Raw genomic sequence first — 15,048 nt, forward strand, 5'->3', positions numbered from 1 at the left:
CGTGGCACCACCAACGCACAGAGAGGGATGGAATGAAGACGATCGTCATTGCCGGCGGCGGAACCGCCGGCCTTCAACTGGCGGCCCGGCTGGGAAAGCAATTGGGCAATCGCGGGCTGGCGAACATTGTCCTGGTGGACCGCTACCGGACACACCTGTGGAAGCCCCTGCTGCACGAAGTCGCCGCGGGAAAGCTTGAGCCGTACATCCACCACACATCCTTCGCGCTCCAGGCGCGCCGCTACGGTTTCCGCTTCGTACAAGGCGAGTTCACCTCGCTGGATCGCGACAACCGCACGCTAGCGATCACAACGTCCGGAAGCGATGGTGTCACGCACACGACGACGCTGGCCTATGACACATTGGTGCTGGCCATCGGCGGTACCACGCAGTACTTTGGTGTCCCGGGGGCGAGTGAGCACGCCCTGGCATTGGACAGCGTACCGGGCGCAGAGTATGCGCGGACCCAGATCGTGGATGCGCTGCGCCGCGTATCGTCGCAGGCTAAAGCGGCCGACCGTCCGGCGCGGGCCAGCGTCGCCATCATCGGTGCGGGCGCGACCGGGGTGCAGCTGGCCGCCCAAGTGCGGCAGATGTCGCGCGTGCTGAGCCAGTACGGCCTCCATTCGCTCGATCCGGACCGCGGCACCGAAGTCCTGCTCGTCGAGGCTTCCGGCAACATCCTGCCGGGCATGGATCGTCGCCTCGCCGACAGGACCACAGCCGAGTTGCAGGCTCAGGGTATCCAGATCCTGCTGAACACGCGCGTCACCGAGGTCCGCCCGGACTCCCTGCATATTGCAGGCGCGGCCCCTATTGCCGCGGACGTGACGGTATGGACCGCCGGCGTCACCGTATCGCCTGTGCTGTCGAACATCGGCCTGCAGGTCACCCGCAACGGACGCGTTCGGGTGGGAGATACGCTCCAGACCCTGGAGGACAAACATATTTATGCCTTGGGTGATTGCGCGAGCTTCCGCCCGGCTGGGGAACAGGCAGAGCTTCCCACGCGAGCGCAGGTCGCGCATCAGCAAGCCATTTACCTGGCCCGGGCCTTGCCACGTGTGCTCGCCGGCAAGTCCGTAGCCAGGTTCACGTTTCGCGATCGGGGCTCGGTCATCTCGTTGGCCGACGACATGGCGTTGTGCCATCTGCTCGCGCCCGGCAGCAGCGACGGCTGGCAGGTACGGGGCGCACTGGCAAAGCTGGTGCACCGCGTTATCTACCGACGTCACGTGCTGGCGGTGCAGGGTTTTGCGCGAACCGCCGCGATGGCACTGTCCCAGCGTCTGGAGCGGCTGCTGGGGGCGGGCTATCGGCTCGACTGAGGCGCACGTCCCAATGCAGGCGCGCAGGCATGGTCATCCGCATGCCTGCGCGCCTGCATTGAGGAACAGCTGAGTGAACATCAGCCGCGCCGGTTCACTGTCCTGGAGTGCACCTTCAGAAGTCGGCCACTTTGCCCCAGGCCGACTGCTTGAAGCGCGCCGGGTTGTACGGGGCAGGATCGAAGATCGGCTCGTCACCGGTCACCAGGTCTGCGATCAAGTGGCCCGCTCCGGGGCCGATGCCGAACCCATGCCCGGAGAAGCCCGCTGCCAGGATGAAACCGGGGATCTCCGGCACTTCGCCAATCCCCGGCACACCGTCAGGGGTGCTGTCCACAAAGCCGGCCCAGGCACTGGCGATGCCGGTCTGGCCCAGTGCAGGCATCAGTTCGACAGCACGACGATAGGTTTGCTTGACCGCCGCCGCATCCGCCTTTGGGTCGAGTATTCGCATCCGCTCCATGGGGGTTGGTGCATCCAGCCGCCACCGCGCGAGTGTTTCATGGCCTGCGCGAATCCCTTCCAACCCGCCTGGAAACACGTTACGCCAGCGCTTGGCAAACATGGGCAGGAACTGCGGCGCGAAGCGCATCAGTTGCGCCGTCGGGTCCACGCGTCCACGCCCGCTGATGGCAAGGTTGTAGCTGCCATCGCTGCGGCGGGTGATGGACACGCGCGCGGTGTGCAGGGCGTCAGGGAGATGCCCGGCCACCCCAGACACGCGCACGATGGACTGGCGAACGGTAGCTTGGGGAAAACGAATGCCCAGTTGGCGACAGAACGAAGAGGCCCACGCACCTCCGGCGAACACCGCGACGCGGGTCTTGATGGTTCCGGCTTCGGTGACGACGCCGCTGACGCGGCCGCCCTCAAGCTCAATGCCCCGGGCGGCGCAATTCTGCAGCACGGTGCCACCGAGCTTCATGAGCGCCGCAGCCACCGACGGAGCTGCCTTGGCTGGATCGGCCGTACCGTCACTGGGCGAGAACACGCCACCCTTCCATACGCGGCCAGTATCCCGACCCCGTTCGCTGGCCTCGCGCCCGCTCAACATGTGGGTTGTCACGCCGGCAGTTCTGGCGAAATCTCGCCATCTGGCCCAGCGTGCAATCTCGTCTTCGTCGTTGCTGAGGTAAAGCAAACCACACCTGTGGAAGCCCGTGTCCTCGCCGGTTTCTTCGGCGAACCGCTCCCATAGCTCGAGGCTTCTGGAGGCCATAGGCAATTCACGCGCGTCACGGTTCTGTTGGCGGCACCAGCCCCAGTTGCGGCTCGATTGTTCGGCGCCGATGCGGCCCTTTTCTACTACGGTAACCGAAAGGCCGCGCCGGGCCAGGTAGTACGCAGCAAAAACGCCGATGATGCCACCGCCGATCACTACGGCGTCGGCATGGGCCGGCAGGGATGAGGTACTCTCGATGAGACGCAAGGGCTGGGACATGGATGGATCTCCTCGCATTATTTGTCTTGCACGTTTTGTTTCAGGTTGAACCCGGCAACACGCTCTGCGCTCCGCCGTCCGGCAAGATCATGGCGGCCTGCATGCTGGCTATTCGTCGCCGTGTTCAAGGATGGCCTTCGTTTCGAGATACTCTTCCAGGCCTTCCAATCCGTATTCGCGACCATTCCCCGAGCGCTTATAGCCGCCGAAGGGAGCGTGGGCATTCCATGCCGGATAGTTGATATGCACCTGGCCGGCGCGGATCCGCGCAGCCACGGCTCGCGCCGCGTCCAGATCTCGGCCCTGCACATGGGCGCCCAGACCATAAATGGTGTCGTTGGCGATCTCCACGGCTTCGTCGACGCTGTCGTAGGCAATGATCGAAAGCACCGGCCCGAAGATCTCTTCCTGAGCGATGCGCATTTTTGGATGCACGTCCGAGAAGATTGTCGGCCGTACGTAGAACCCGCGCTCCAGGCCCGGCGGCCGACCGAGGCCGCCGCAGACCAGCCGCGCGCCCTCGGCAAGGCCGGCGCCAATCATTTCTTGCACACGGTTGAACTGCGCGCCGTTCGCCACCGGTCCGTGCGTGGTTTGTACCGAGCGCGGGTCGCCGACCACAAGGCGGGCAACCGCCTCGCAAGCGATCTGCTCAACTTCGGCCAGGCGATCGCGCGGCACGATCATGCGCGTGGGTGCGCTGCAGGATTGTCCGACGTTGCGGAAGGCCGCCGCCACACCCGCCGGCACGGCTCGCGCGAGGTCCGCATCCGGGAGGATGACGTTGGGGGACTTGCCACCCAGTTCCTGCGCTACACGCTTGACCGTCACGGCCGCCGCCTGCGCGACGAGAACACCTGCACGGGTAGAACCCGTGATCGAAATCATGTCCACGTCCGGGTGCTCCGCCAGCGCGGCACCGACCTCCGGTCCTTCCCCGTTCACGAGGTTGAACACGCCCGGCGGAGCGCCCGCGTCCTGCATCACCTGCGCGAACAGCAAGGCGCTGAAGGGTGACAGCTCGCTAGGCTTCAGCACGACGGTGCATCCTGCTGCCAGTGCAGGGCCTACCTTCGCGGTGATCTGATATAGCGGCCAGTTCCATGGCGTGATGAGGCCACACACGCCGATGGCCTCACGCGCGATCGTGATGCCGTCCCGATGCGAGATAAAGGGATGACCGCTCATGACGTCGCAGGCCACCCGGATGTGCGCTGCCCCGGCCGGCACCTGCGCACTGCGCGCCACGCTGATGGCAGCGCCCATCTCCAGCGAGATTGCCTCGGCGAACACCTCGGCCCGCTCGAGTATGAGCTGGTGCACACGGTTGAGAAGAGCCGTCCGGCTCTGTATGGAGCTGACGGACCACCCGGCAAAGGCGGCTCTGGCGGCGGCAACGGCGGCGGCGACGTCTTGCCTGCTGCCCAAGGCGATCTCTGCAACCACATCTTCGGTCGACGGGTCGGTGACGGCCGCCCCCGCTTGCCCTGCAGGGCGAACCCACGCGCCGTCGATGAAGATACGATCCAGATGACCCGCGCTGGTCAGGCGCTCAATGATGGCGTGTTTCATCAGAGCCGTCCTTTGCACAAGCCCTTCCGATGCATGGCATCATCCAGGTCGGGGGGCGTGCACGCGACTGGGAAAGCGATCCAGTACGTATTGAGTTTCATGGCAGTGGCGCGTCTATGTCTCGCTGAGGTAGCGAATGAGTGAACTTTTCGGTCACTGTCATTTCAACATAGAGTCGCCATGCGCTTGTCGCGAAACGCACGGCTGATCATCACGAAGCTGCTGTTTTATGACACGCCGCCAGCATGCCGTGCCGAGCGGGTGAATGGCGTGCAGGATGCGCATCTTCTGGCCGCCCGCTTCGAGTTAGTCAAGCCTCACCCTGTTCTGGGCGATGCCGGTCGATGCGCTTCCTCGTTCATCGGCTTGATGTCGACCACGCGATATTGATCGGTGAGAATGCCGGCAAGGCCGAGTCGCGGCAATCAGTCCGCCCCCTCCGCTCGACAAAGAATGCGATGGGCCAGGCGCAGATGCGGGCGGTCAATCATCGCATTGCCAAGCCTGGCAACGCCGGAGGCTCCGACTTTTGAAAATGCTTCGATGACGTGTCTCGCCCACTGTATTTCTTCCGCATGAGGCATGAAAGCTTCATTGATCGCGGCAATATGGGACGGATGGGCTGCCGCCTTGGCGGCAAAGCCATCGCGCCGGGCAAGGGCCGCCTCGTGACCGATCTCGAAGTTGTGGGACAGGTTTGTACTGACCGCATCGATGGCATCTATACCGGCCTGCGCAGCGGCTAACAGACACATCGTTCGTGCCACCGAGAATGGCGAGGTAAGCTCCCGTCCCTGATGGGACGAGCGAATGCCCAGATCGGCCGCCAGATCCTCGACGCCCCACATCAAGGCGCGCAGACGCATCGGCGCATTCCGGTACGAAGACAGGCCAAACACACCTTCGGATGATTCCGTGGCCATGGCCACAATGCCCGTCTCCCATGCGCCATTGAGCAACACATGCTCGAGCGCGGCAAGAAAATCGCACAGGCGATGGACATCTTCGCCCCCCCTGCACTTTGGAAGAACGATCGCATCGGGTTGATACGGCAACACTGCGGCCAGATCGTGAAGAATATGCCCGGATGCCAGCCCATTGACCCGCACCAGCACTTGTGCGTCTGTCGAAAGACGGTGCTCGGCAAGAAAGCCCGCCAGCTTCCGGCGGGCCTCGTCTTTCCCATGCTCCGGGACCGCATCTTCCAAATCAAACACCAGGCCATCGGCACCTGCCTTGAGTGAGGCGGCGAGTTTTCTATCGCTATCAGCAGGCACGAATAGCAAGGAACGCAAATGTTGCGGCATGATTTTGTGCATAGTGTCTGGCTTTCAATTCCTTTAGCGCTCCGGTACGGCGCCTTCTGTGCACGCTGGTCAGACACGCCGGGTACCGCAGTTTCTGCGTTCCGAGCAGCACAGTTCGCAATTTGCTCTTGGCGGCGGCGTCAAAATCAGCGTCTTGCACGGCAATGGTGCTTTTATGCTGGATGGCATCATCCTGACCGTTGCCGCTTACCCGATGCACGCCCACGCCCCCTCATTGGACGAACACGCACATCCTCGTCTCGACGCTGCGCTCAAGTACATCCATCGTCACCTCGGCGAGCCGTTGCGGCTGCCATTTCTCGCGCAGCTATCCCGGTTAAGTGTCGGGCGCTTCGTCACCGTATTTCGGCTGACGGTAGGGGTGACCCCGCATCGCTACATTTACCTGAAGCGCATTCATCGCGCGCAGTGTTTGCTTGGGCAGGGCCACACTCCGGCATTGGCGGCGCATGAGTGCGGGTTCTATGATCAGAGCCATCTGACACGCTGCCTGAAAAGCCAATGCGGCATGACACCACGGCAGTTCCAAACGGCGATGAAGTCCGCATCTGCCGGTGCCGATCACTCTCCCTGTATCCCGGTGCATCAAGTTGCCAACGGAAACAACCGTTCAATCGGATAGTGAGTCTTGATGAATGGCGACTTGATGACGATAAAGCTGAAGTACTTTTCAATTCCGATATTGCGCTCCAGCAAACTTTCCATCAGCTCCTGGTAATGATTGACACCACGGGTGATGAACTTGAGCAAGTAGTCATAGCCTCCGCTGACAAGATGGCATTCGACGATCTCGTCGATCGCGTACACGGCCTTTTCAAAGCGCGCGAAATCTTCGCGATGGTGGTCCTCCAGGGTGACCTCGGTGAACACCGTAAGGATGTCGCCGAGTTTGTCCATGCGGATTTGCGCGCTGTATCCGCCGATATAGCCGGCCTGTTCCAGGCGCTTGACCCGTATCAGGCAGGGACTCGCAGACAGGCCAACTGCGTCGGCGAGATCCACGTTGGTCATGCGCCCGTTCTTTTGCAACTGGGCGAGAATGCGGAGGTCAAGCCGGTCAAGTTTGATGGGGGCGGACATGGTCTTTCAAGGCAGGGTGACTGAATCACATTGTCGTCATATGCGCCGGTCAGGGCAACCGGGGCGCGCCCGGGGAGAGTTGCGGGTCAAAATCCCCTATGCTCACACTCGCGGGTCGCCTGGCAAATTCCCTGTACGTCGCGCAGCCGTTGCTTGGCGCGCCGCGAGAATGTGCGCACCGCACTACTTCTTCGTTCGCCACACTACCCGATCGCCTTATCGGCGAGCGCAAATGAAAGGAATGGCCTGACAGGGGAATAAGGAGTGCCCCGGAAGAGAACGGCTGCATCTGCGACGCGGGACAGGCCAAGACCAGGAAGCCATTCCTCGAGTTCCCCATGGGCGTGTACGTCCAAGCGCAGCGTGCGCCCAGTGACCAGGCCCGCCAGGTGCGCAATCATTGCCTTGGCCGCCATCGGGCAAGGGGCGATGACAGGGCCGATTGTCGCGCCGCGGCCGAAGCGCCGCAGAATCGCAAAACCTTGTGGACCGTCGGGATGATCCAGTACCACGGTGCCGATGGAATGGCGCAGCCAGGCCTGGATTAGTTTTTCGCGGACAACGCCTCCTGCGCGCTCATCCATTTCGACCAGCAACTGCATGTCATTGCGTCCCCCTGGGCGCAGACGGGTGTCTTCAGGCAGGGGCATCAAGGGCGCCTGCAAAGCCTTGCCCTCGTACTGGTGAATTTCGCCAATCCGTTCGAACCCCATACTTCCATAGAAGCCGTGAATGATCCCGGCGGCGTGAAGCAGCACGGCGCGCCTGTCCAGACCCGCACACAGTGCTTCCAACAAGCTGCGCCCGATGCCCCGCTCACGGAATGCCGGGTTAACAATGACGAGGCCGACGGTAGCACCGCGCTCCCCCCAGAGCCAGCGCATGCCTACACCAACCACGGCGCCCTCGACCGCCGCCACTCGCCCCTCGCCCATCGCGAGCAGAGTCTTCCAGTCACTGGCACGATGCGGCCACCGCTCTGCTTCGGAAAGAGAAAGAGCGACAGGCAAGTCTGACAGGACCATCGGTCTGATCACGGGAAGGTGTTCGGTGGCATGCACTGGATGCTGGGCGGAGTTCATTGCGGTATGGTCGTCGCCGGACGAATTAGTAGCGTAGATCATGCGATGAACCGGCAGATCCGGATAGGAAAAAGTTGCTGCGTGAGCGCGCACCAATAATGCGCCAACAATAGGGTAATCCCGAAGAATGCTGCAGTGCACATGCCCATCCCAAGTGCACGTGGCATGCAATGCCAAACCGCGCGCATGAAACCGCAGCTTTGACTGCCATGACTCGGAATACCCCACAAAGCCTTTGGCCCTACATGCTTCAATGTCAGGGAGATGCAACGTAGCACGCGCGGCCGCTTTCGAGTCCCACCATGAAGCCTGCAGCGTAGAGGCCAGCCCCCCACGGCGGCCATGTCGGAAAAGACACCTTCGGAAACTTTTTAAGCAACCGGAACATATATTAGCGCCGTCTCCACCGAATCGAGACTCCTGGCACGAAGTGTCCACACGGGGCTTGGAAATCGGTGCACCGTACCGCTCTGATCCGGATGCACAGTCCGACGGGCGGTTCCAAGCGGCCCTGTTTATCAACCAAGAAAGGAGACACCGTGAACCTGTTCATCCTGCGCCTGCTGGCGCGGCGCGTCGGACTGGCGCTGATCTCATTATTGGCCGTCTCGGCCATCGTTTTCGCGATCACCGCGGTATTGCCCGGCGATGCCGCACAGGAGCAACTCGGCCAGGACGCCACGCCTGAAGCGTTGGCCGCGCTGCGCACACAGATGGGCCTTAACGTGCCAGCGCCGGTCCGCTACGCCCAATGGCTGGGCGGCATGCTTACGGGAAATGCAGGCGAGTCCCTCGTCACGCGCATGCCTGTTTCGGAAGCCATCGGCAGCCGTCTACCGAATTCGCTGCTGCTGGCAGGCCTGACCGCATTGATCTCCGTTCCGGTGGCACTGGGTCTTGGCATCCTGGCGGCGGTCTACCGTGGTACCTGGTTCGACCGCAGCGTCAGCCTCGGTGCTGTGGCAGTGGTGTCCGTGCCGGAATTCCTGGTTGCCACCCTGGCGGTCCTGCTATTTGCAGTACAGCTGCGCTGGCTGCCCGCTCTTGCCTATATCGGCAACAACGAACCATGGGACAAGGTGCTGCGTTCCCTGGCCATGCCGGTGCTGAGCCTCTGCTGTGTGATCGTTGCACAAATGCTGCGCATGACGCGGGCCGCGGTGATCGATCAGCTCAATGCGCCGTACATCGAAATGGTGCGGCTCAAAGGCGCATCCCCCACCCGCATGGTGCTGTTCCATGCGCTGCCGAACGCCATCGGCCCGATCGCCAATGCCGTCGCGCTGAGCCTCTCCTACCTGCTCGGCGGCGTCATCATCGTCGAAACCATTTTCAACTATCCGGGAATTGCGAAGCTGATGGTGGATAGTGTCGCCCAGCGCGACATGCCCGTCGTCCAGGTTTGCGCCATGATCTTCTGCGCGGCGTTCCTGACCCTCGTAACGCTTGCCGATGTATGCGGCATCGTCGCTAACCCGCGTCTGCGCCACCGCTGATGCCCTGAACGCATGCTGGAGCCGCTACTCATGTCCACCACATCCAATACGCAAGCAACCGCCGCAGCGAGCGCCGTCGGCAAAAGCTGCCGACGTTTGCGCCTGCCCTACATGGGCTTCACGGCCTGGATCGGCTGCCTGATTCTGCTTGGCTGGCTGCTTGCCGCCGTACTTGGCCCGATCCTGATCAACGCTGACGGCTCGCCCACTGGCGAAATCCAGATCTTCGGGCCCATCAGCGCGCAGCACTGGCTGGGCACCGATTACCTGGGGCGAGATATGCTGACCCGGGTGATTCTGGGTGCACGCTATACCGTATGCGTGGCACTGGTATCCACGCTGTGCGCAAGCGGCATCGGCATTACGCTGGCGTTGCTGGCAACAGTCAGCGGCCGCTGGATCGATGCCTGCATGAGCCGCGGCCTCGATACGCTCACGGCGATTCCAAGCAAGATGTTCGCACTGATCATGGTCGCGGCCTTCGGCTCGTCGGTCTGGATGCTTGCCATCACGGCAGCGATCATCTACATACCGGGCGCCTATCGCATTGCGCGTTCGCTGGCGGTAAACATCAATGCCATGGATTACGTGACCGTCGCCCGCACCCGCGGTGAAGGTACGGCCTACATCATGCGCCAGGAAATCCTGCCCAACATCATCGGCCCGATGCTGGCCGACCTGGGTCTGCGCTTCGTCTACGTCGTGCTGCTGCTCGCCAGCCTGAGCTTCCTTGGCCTGGGTATCCAGCCTCCCGATGCCGACTGGGGTTCGCTGGTACGCGAGAACATCGGCGCGCTGTCCGACGGCAGCATGGCCGTGGTGGCGCCGGCTCTGGCCATTGCCAGCCTGACCCTTGCGGTCAACCTCGTCATCGACAACCTGCCGGGTCGCTCGGCACGCAATGGAGTCAAGTAATGGGCACGTCTGTAAAGGTCAGCAACCTCCGCGTTACCGCCGGGCCCGCGACGCTGGTCGACCGCGTCGACTTTGAAATTGAGCCTGGCAAAGTGCTCGCCCTGATCGGCGAGTCCGGCTCCGGCAAGACCACCACCGCGCTGGCGCTGATGGGCTATGCACGCCACGGCTGCGAGATTTCCGGCGACATCCGGGTCGGGCACCATGACGTGCTTCGCCTGCCTGCGGGCGAACAACGCCGGTTGCGCGGGCGCGAGATCACGTACATTGCGCAAAGTGCGGCAGCGTCGTTCAACCCCTCCCGCACCATCATGGACCAGGTTGTCGAGCCAGCGTTGATCCATCGCCTCATGGATCGCGACGCTGCCGAAGAGAAAGCCGTGGCGCTGTTCCGGGAACTGGCACTGCCGGATCCGGAATCCATCGGTGAGCGTTATCCGCACCAGGTATCCGGCGGCCAGCTGCAGCGGCTTATGGCCGCGATGGCTCTGATCACCGATCCAGATCTTGTGATCCTCGACGAGCCGACCACTGCCCTGGACGTCACCACGCAGGTGGAAGTGCTGCGGGTATTCCGCCGCGCCGTGCAGGAACGCCGTACCACTGCGGTCTATGTCAGCCATGACCTGGCCGTGGTGGCCCAGGTCGCGGACCATATCCTGGTGCTGCGCGACGGCAAGATGCGCGAACTGGGCGAGACGGACCAGATCCTGTACCAGCCAGCGGACGACTACACCCGTTGCCTGCTCGCCGCCGCCAAGCCCGCCGAGCGCCCCGGGGCCACCGTCGATCCGGACAAGAGTCCCCTGCTGCTAGAGGTACGCGACCTGTCGGCCGGCTATGGTCCGCTCGACGCGCACGGCCAGCCCGCCTCGAAGATCCTGGAGGGCGTGGACCTGAAGCTGTACCGCGGCCAGGCAATCGGCGTCATCGGCGAGTCTGGTTCGGGCAAGACCACGCTCGCGCGTGCGATTGCAGGGCTGGTCGCCCCCTGCCGTGGCAGCATTGCGTTCAATGGCCATTCGTTGAAGCCGACCGTCGCGCAGCGCAGCCGCGAAGAGCTGCGGCGTATCCAGATCGTATTCCAGATGGCCGATACCGCGCTCAATCCGGCTCGCACGATCGAGGATATCCTCGCGCGACCGTTGCAGTTCTTCCACGGACTGCGCGGCGAAGCCCAACGCGCCCGCATTCGTCAACTGCTTGATCTGGTGCGCCTGCCGTCCGGCGTGGCCCAACGCCTGCCCGGCGGCCTGTCCGGCGGGCAAAAGCAGCGTGTGAACCTCGCGCGCGCCCTGGCGGCCGACCCGGAACTGATCCTTTGCGATGAGATTACCTCCGCACTGGACACCGTGGTCGGTGCGGCAATCCTTGACCTGATGGCGGAACTGCGCAAGGAACTTGGCGTCTCGTATCTGTTCATCAGCCATGACCTGCATACCGTGCGCGCCATCTGCGACGAGATCGTGGTGATGCAGGACGGCCGCAAGGTCACGCAGGTCGCACACGAGGACTACGAACGCGGACCGCATCATCCTTATTTCACGCTGCTCGCCCGCTCCGTGCCGGAGCTGCGCCGCGGCTGGATCGACGAAGTCAACCTGCATATCGAAGGCGCGCGCGCGGTACAAGGCGTACGCAGCGCCGCCTGATTCATTTTCACGGAGATCTCTTTTCATGCCTTTGTACCTGAACCAAGACCTGCTTCCCGGCCGCAACTTTGTCGGCGGCGAATGGTGCAGTGCGGCCGATGACCGCACCGTGTCCGTGGTGGACCCCGCCACGGAAGAAGCCTTCGCGACCGCGCCGGATAGCGGCGCTGCCGACGCGCTCCGCGCCGTCGACGCCGCCCATGCCGCATTCCCCGCATGGCGCAAGACCCCGGCCAAACAGCGCGCGCAGATCATCAAGCGCTGGAACGATCTCGTGGTCAGCCACCAGGAAGACCTTGGCCGGCTGATCTCCAGCGAGCAAGGCAAGCCGCTGGCGGAAGCCAAAGGCGAGGTTCTGTACGCGGCCAGCTATATCGAATGGTTCGCGGAAGAAGCCACGCGAGCGGATGGCGACGTGATCGCCGCGCCGGTACAGGGCCGCCGCATGCTGGCGCTGCGCGAGCCGGTTGGCGTCGTCGCCGCGATCACGCCATGGAATTTCCCTGCCGCAATGATCGCACGCAAGATTGCCCCCGCGCTGGCTGCCGGCTGCACTGTGGTATGCAAGCCGGCGGAAGATACCCCGCTGACCTCCCTCGCACTGGTAAAGCTTGCCCAGCAGGCCGGCGTGCCGCCGGGCGTATTGAACATCGTCACGGCCTCGCGCGAGCGGGCTGCCGAAGTCGTCGATGTGTGGCTGGATGATGCACGCGTGCGCAAGATTACCTTTACCGGCTCGACGCCCGTCGGCAAACACCTGGCACGCCGCTCCGCCGATACGCTGAAGAAGCTGTCGCTGGAGCTTGGCGGCAACGCTCCGTTCATTGTGTTCGACGATGCGGATCTGGACGCGGCCGTCGACGGGCTGATGGCCGCAAAGTTCCGCAACGGCGGACAGACCTGCGTGTCTCCGAACCGGATCTATGTCCAGGACAAGGTCCACGATGCCTTTGTCGACAAACTTGCCGCGCGCGTCGGTGCGCTGGTCGTTGGTCCCGCGACCGACCCGGCGGCGCAGATCGGCCCGATGATCAACGCGCGCGCGGTGGACAAGATCGAGCGCCATGTGCAGGACGCGCTGAGCCGTGGGGCCCGCGTGGTGGTCGGCGGCCAGCGCATTCGCAACGCGCAGTGCACCGGTCCGAATTACTACGCGCCGACCGTGCTGGTGAATGCGGATGCGTCCATGCAATGCTCTTGCGAGGAAACCTTCGGCCCCGTAGCGCCCGTGACCCGCTTCCATACCGAGGCCGATGTGGTTGAGGCGGCCAATGCCACGCCGTTCGGCCTCGCCGCGTATTTTTACTCAACTGACGTTCGACGGATCTGGCGCCTGGCTGATGCACTGGAGACGGGCATTGTTGGCGTCAACGAAGGCGCACTGGCCGCGGAAGCGGCCCCCTTCGGCGGCGTCAAGGATTCCGGATACGGGCGCGAAGGCTCGCGGCACGGCCTCGACGAGTATATGCACATCAAGTACGTGTGCCAGGGCCAGCTGGACTGAGCGGCTGAGTCAGGCGAAGGCTTTTCTCGTCAGCATGCGGAGCGGCCGGCCTTGCCGGCCGCTCCGCATTTCAACGTCGGCGACGGACGCGATCATCCGGCCAACGAAGGAACTGCTGTTCCCCTCCTTACAACAGGATTCGCTACCAATACAGGGAGCGAAATCCGTCAAAGCGCCTCCGGCATCCTCCCTATACTCGTCTTCACGATTAGCGTCAGCCAGCGTGAACGACAAGGCTGCACGGCGGCCAGGACCGCCCCGTGCAGAAACGCTTGCCGGCTCCAGTTCCTTCACAACTCACCGCGACCCCGGCTTCGCGGAACCTGAAAAAAGAGGTGTAGTGCAATGACCCAGTCCAACCAGGACCTTATCGCGCTCCGTACGCAACATGTGCCTCACGGCATCGTCACCGCCCATCCGGTTTTCGCGGACCGGGCCGAAGGCTCTTACATCTGGGATGTGGAAGGCCGCCGTTATATCGACTTTGTGGGTGGCATTGGCGTGCAGAACATCGGCCACAACCACCCCAAGATTGTCGAGGCGGTGCGCAAGCAATTGGGTCGCGTTACCCATGCGGCGTTCCAGGTGGTTGGCTATGACGGTTATGTCGAGCTGGCCGCGCGGCTGAACAAACTCGTCGGCGGCGCGGCGCACTACAAGACCCTATTCGCGACAACAGGCGCGGAGGCCGTCGAGAACGCGATCAAGATCGCACGCGCCTACCGCAATGTGCCGGGGGTCATCGCGTTCCGTGGCGGGTTCCATGGACGAACCTTGCTCGGCACTACCCTCACAGGCATCAGCGCTCCTTACAAGCAGAACTTCGGGCCCCTCGCCGGCGAGGTTTACCACACGCCGTACCCGGATGCGTTCCGCGGCTTTTCCAGCGCAGACGCGATTCGCGCCCTTGAAGACCTGTTCGCGACGCAGATCGCGCCCGACCGCGTTGCCGCCATTATTCTAGAGCCCGTGCAAGGCGACGGAGGCTTCATCCCTGCCGGAAGCGAGTTCCTGCGCGCGCTGCGCACACTGACGGAAAAGCATGGCATCGTGCTGATCCTGGATGAGATCCAGGCCGGCTTCGGCCGCACCGGCAAGACGTTCGGCTTCCAGCATGCGGGCATCCAGCCGGACCTGGTCACCGTCGCGAAAAGCCTGGCCGGTGGCTTGCCGCTGTCCGGCGTGGTCGGGCGCGCCGAGATCATGGACGCGCCGGCAGCGGGAGGCCTGGGTGGGACCTATGGTGGCAACCCGCTCGCTTGCGCCGCCGCGCTGGCCGTGCTCGACGTATTTGAGGAGGAACAGCTTCTCTCCAAGGCACACGGACTAGGCGAGACACTGCGTGCAGGGCTCGATCAGCTCGCCCGGGCGTTCCCCGCCATCGGCACCGTGCGCGGTCTGGGCCCCATGCTGGCGTTGGAGTTCGTCAAGAACGGCGACCCGTTCCAGCCTGACGCGGCCTTCGCGCAAGCGGTTATCGACCGCTGCCGCGAAGGGGGCTTGCTCGTGATCAAATGCGGCGTGCATCGAAATACCGTACGCCTGCTGGCACCGCTGAACACCAGCCTGGAAACCGCTCAGGAGGCCATGGAGATCCTGCGCGCGGCCATTGCGCTGGCCACTAACGCTGAGCAATAACCAGGACACCGG

At 63.3% G+C, this 15,048-nt stretch carries 13 protein-coding genes; 8 read left to right on the top strand and 5 right to left on the bottom strand.

Features of this window, described 5'->3' with window-relative positions:
- Nucleotides 1-32: 32 nt before the first annotated feature.
- Entirely contained in the window at nucleotides 33-1,328 is a 1,296-nt protein-coding gene (locus tag ACAD63_RS09375) for an NAD(P)/FAD-dependent oxidoreductase (protein WP_135707028.1), read from the top strand.
- 115 nt (nucleotides 1,329-1,443) lie between these two features.
- Here the strand turns inward: ACAD63_RS09375 and ACAD63_RS09380 are convergent, their stop codons facing one another.
- Complete coding sequence (locus ACAD63_RS09380) at nucleotides 1,444-2,769, bottom strand: NAD(P)/FAD-dependent oxidoreductase (RefSeq protein ID WP_135707029.1); 1,326 nt, start codon at nucleotides 2,767-2,769, stop codon at nucleotides 1,444-1,446.
- A 108-nt stretch (nucleotides 2,770-2,877) separates the two neighbouring features.
- The gene (locus ACAD63_RS09385; protein ID WP_135707030.1) at nucleotides 2,878-4,341 is read right to left on the bottom strand and encodes an aldehyde dehydrogenase family protein; all 1,464 of its coding nucleotides are present in this window, start codon (nucleotides 4,339-4,341) and stop codon (nucleotides 2,878-2,880) included.
- A 180-nt stretch (nucleotides 4,342-4,521) separates the two neighbouring features.
- Here ACAD63_RS09385 and ACAD63_RS09390 point away from each other — a divergent pair, with 180 nt between their 5' ends.
- Nucleotides 4,522-4,731, top strand: a complete 210-nt coding sequence (locus ACAD63_RS09390; RefSeq protein WP_135707031.1) for a hypothetical protein — start codon at nucleotides 4,522-4,524, stop codon at nucleotides 4,729-4,731.
- Between the two features lie 35 nt (nucleotides 4,732-4,766).
- Here ACAD63_RS09390 and ACAD63_RS09395 read toward each other — a convergent pair whose 3' ends face one another.
- Nucleotides 4,767-5,660, bottom strand: coding sequence for an HpcH/HpaI aldolase/citrate lyase family protein (locus ACAD63_RS09395; protein WP_434033823.1), 894 nt, complete (start codon nucleotides 5,658-5,660; stop codon nucleotides 4,767-4,769).
- 46 nt (nucleotides 5,661-5,706) lie between these two features.
- On the opposite strand from ACAD63_RS09395, the gene ACAD63_RS09400 reads away from it, so the two are divergent.
- Nucleotides 5,707-6,291: a helix-turn-helix domain-containing protein gene (locus tag ACAD63_RS09400; RefSeq protein ID WP_434033824.1), complete on the top strand. Its 585-nt coding sequence runs from the start codon at nucleotides 5,707-5,709 to the stop codon at nucleotides 6,289-6,291.
- On the opposite strand, the gene ACAD63_RS09405 is transcribed toward ACAD63_RS09400, so the two are convergent.
- Entirely contained in the window at nucleotides 6,255-6,749 is a 495-nt protein-coding gene (locus ACAD63_RS09405; RefSeq protein WP_116294987.1) for an Lrp/AsnC family transcriptional regulator, read from the bottom strand. The two genes, ACAD63_RS09400 and ACAD63_RS09405, sit on opposite strands and share 37 nt — an antisense overlap.
- A 203-nt stretch (nucleotides 6,750-6,952) precedes the next feature.
- On the bottom strand, nucleotides 6,953-7,873 hold the full coding sequence (locus ACAD63_RS09410; RefSeq protein ID WP_240746053.1) for a GNAT family N-acetyltransferase: 921 nt from the start codon (nucleotides 7,871-7,873) through the stop codon (nucleotides 6,953-6,955).
- Nucleotides 7,874-8,370: 497 nt separating this feature from the next.
- Here ACAD63_RS09410 and ACAD63_RS09415 point away from each other — a divergent pair, with 497 nt between their 5' ends.
- The 5 genes from ACAD63_RS09415 (at nucleotide 8,371) to gabT (ending at nucleotide 15,036) form a co-directional block, all read left to right on the top strand.
- Nucleotides 8,371-9,327 (top strand): ABC transporter permease, encoded by a 957-nt coding sequence (locus ACAD63_RS09415; RefSeq protein ID WP_135707032.1) that lies wholly within the window; start codon nucleotides 8,371-8,373, stop codon nucleotides 9,325-9,327.
- Between the two features lie 30 nt (nucleotides 9,328-9,357).
- Complete coding sequence (locus ACAD63_RS09420; protein WP_135707033.1) at nucleotides 9,358-10,242, top strand: ABC transporter permease; 885 nt, start codon at nucleotides 9,358-9,360, stop codon at nucleotides 10,240-10,242.
- Nucleotides 10,242-11,894, top strand: a complete 1,653-nt coding sequence (locus ACAD63_RS09425; RefSeq protein ID WP_135707034.1) for an ABC transporter ATP-binding protein — start codon at nucleotides 10,242-10,244, stop codon at nucleotides 11,892-11,894. Before ACAD63_RS09420 ends, ACAD63_RS09425 begins: the two co-directional genes overlap by 1 nt.
- 25 nt (nucleotides 11,895-11,919) lie before the next feature.
- Entirely contained in the window at nucleotides 11,920-13,398 is a 1,479-nt protein-coding gene (locus ACAD63_RS09430) for an NAD-dependent succinate-semialdehyde dehydrogenase (protein ID WP_135707035.1), read from the top strand.
- Between the two features lie 345 nt (nucleotides 13,399-13,743).
- Nucleotides 13,744-15,036 (top strand): 4-aminobutyrate--2-oxoglutarate transaminase, encoded by a 1,293-nt coding sequence (gene gabT / locus ACAD63_RS09435; RefSeq protein ID WP_434033825.1) that lies wholly within the window; start codon nucleotides 13,744-13,746, stop codon nucleotides 15,034-15,036.
- The last annotated feature ends 12 nt before the right edge of the window (nucleotides 15,037-15,048 follow it).

It is taken from the genome of Cupriavidus sp. a3, from assembly GCF_051015765.1.
Classification (GTDB): domain Bacteria; phylum Pseudomonadota; class Gammaproteobacteria; order Burkholderiales; family Burkholderiaceae; genus Cupriavidus; species Cupriavidus oxalaticus_A.

What these genes read in the sequence shown, in the direction of transcription:
- gabT (WP_434033825.1), top strand. Translation starts at nt 13,744, where the DNA reads ATGACCCAGTCCAACCAGGACCTTATCGCGCTCCGTACGCAACATGTG.
- ACAD63_RS09395 (WP_434033823.1), bottom strand. Translation starts at nt 5,660, where the DNA reads ATGCACAAAATCATGCCGCAACATTTGCGTTCCTTGCTATTCGTGCCT.
- ACAD63_RS09385 (WP_135707030.1), bottom strand. Translation starts at nt 4,341, where the DNA reads ATGAAACACGCCATCATTGAGCGCCTGACCAGCGCGGGTCATCTGGAT.
- ACAD63_RS09390 (WP_135707031.1), top strand. Translation starts at nt 4,522, where the DNA reads ATGCGCTTGTCGCGAAACGCACGGCTGATCATCACGAAGCTGCTGTTT.
- ACAD63_RS09405 (WP_116294987.1), bottom strand. Translation starts at nt 6,749, where the DNA reads ATGTCCGCCCCCATCAAACTTGACCGGCTTGACCTCCGCATTCTCGCC.
- ACAD63_RS09410 (WP_240746053.1), bottom strand. Translation starts at nt 7,873, where the DNA reads ATGATCTACGCTACTAATTCGTCCGGCGACGACCATACCGCAATGAAC.
- ACAD63_RS09380 (WP_135707029.1), bottom strand. Translation starts at nt 2,769, where the DNA reads ATGTCCCAGCCCTTGCGTCTCATCGAGAGTACCTCATCCCTGCCGGCC.
- ACAD63_RS09375 (WP_135707028.1), top strand. Translation starts at nt 33, where the DNA reads ATGAAGACGATCGTCATTGCCGGCGGCGGAACCGCCGGCCTTCAACTG.
- ACAD63_RS09430 (WP_135707035.1), top strand. Translation starts at nt 11,920, where the DNA reads ATGCCTTTGTACCTGAACCAAGACCTGCTTCCCGGCCGCAACTTTGTC.
- ACAD63_RS09425 (WP_135707034.1), top strand. Translation starts at nt 10,242, where the DNA reads ATGGGCACGTCTGTAAAGGTCAGCAACCTCCGCGTTACCGCCGGGCCC.
- ACAD63_RS09420 (WP_135707033.1), top strand. Translation starts at nt 9,358, where the DNA reads ATGTCCACCACATCCAATACGCAAGCAACCGCCGCAGCGAGCGCCGTC.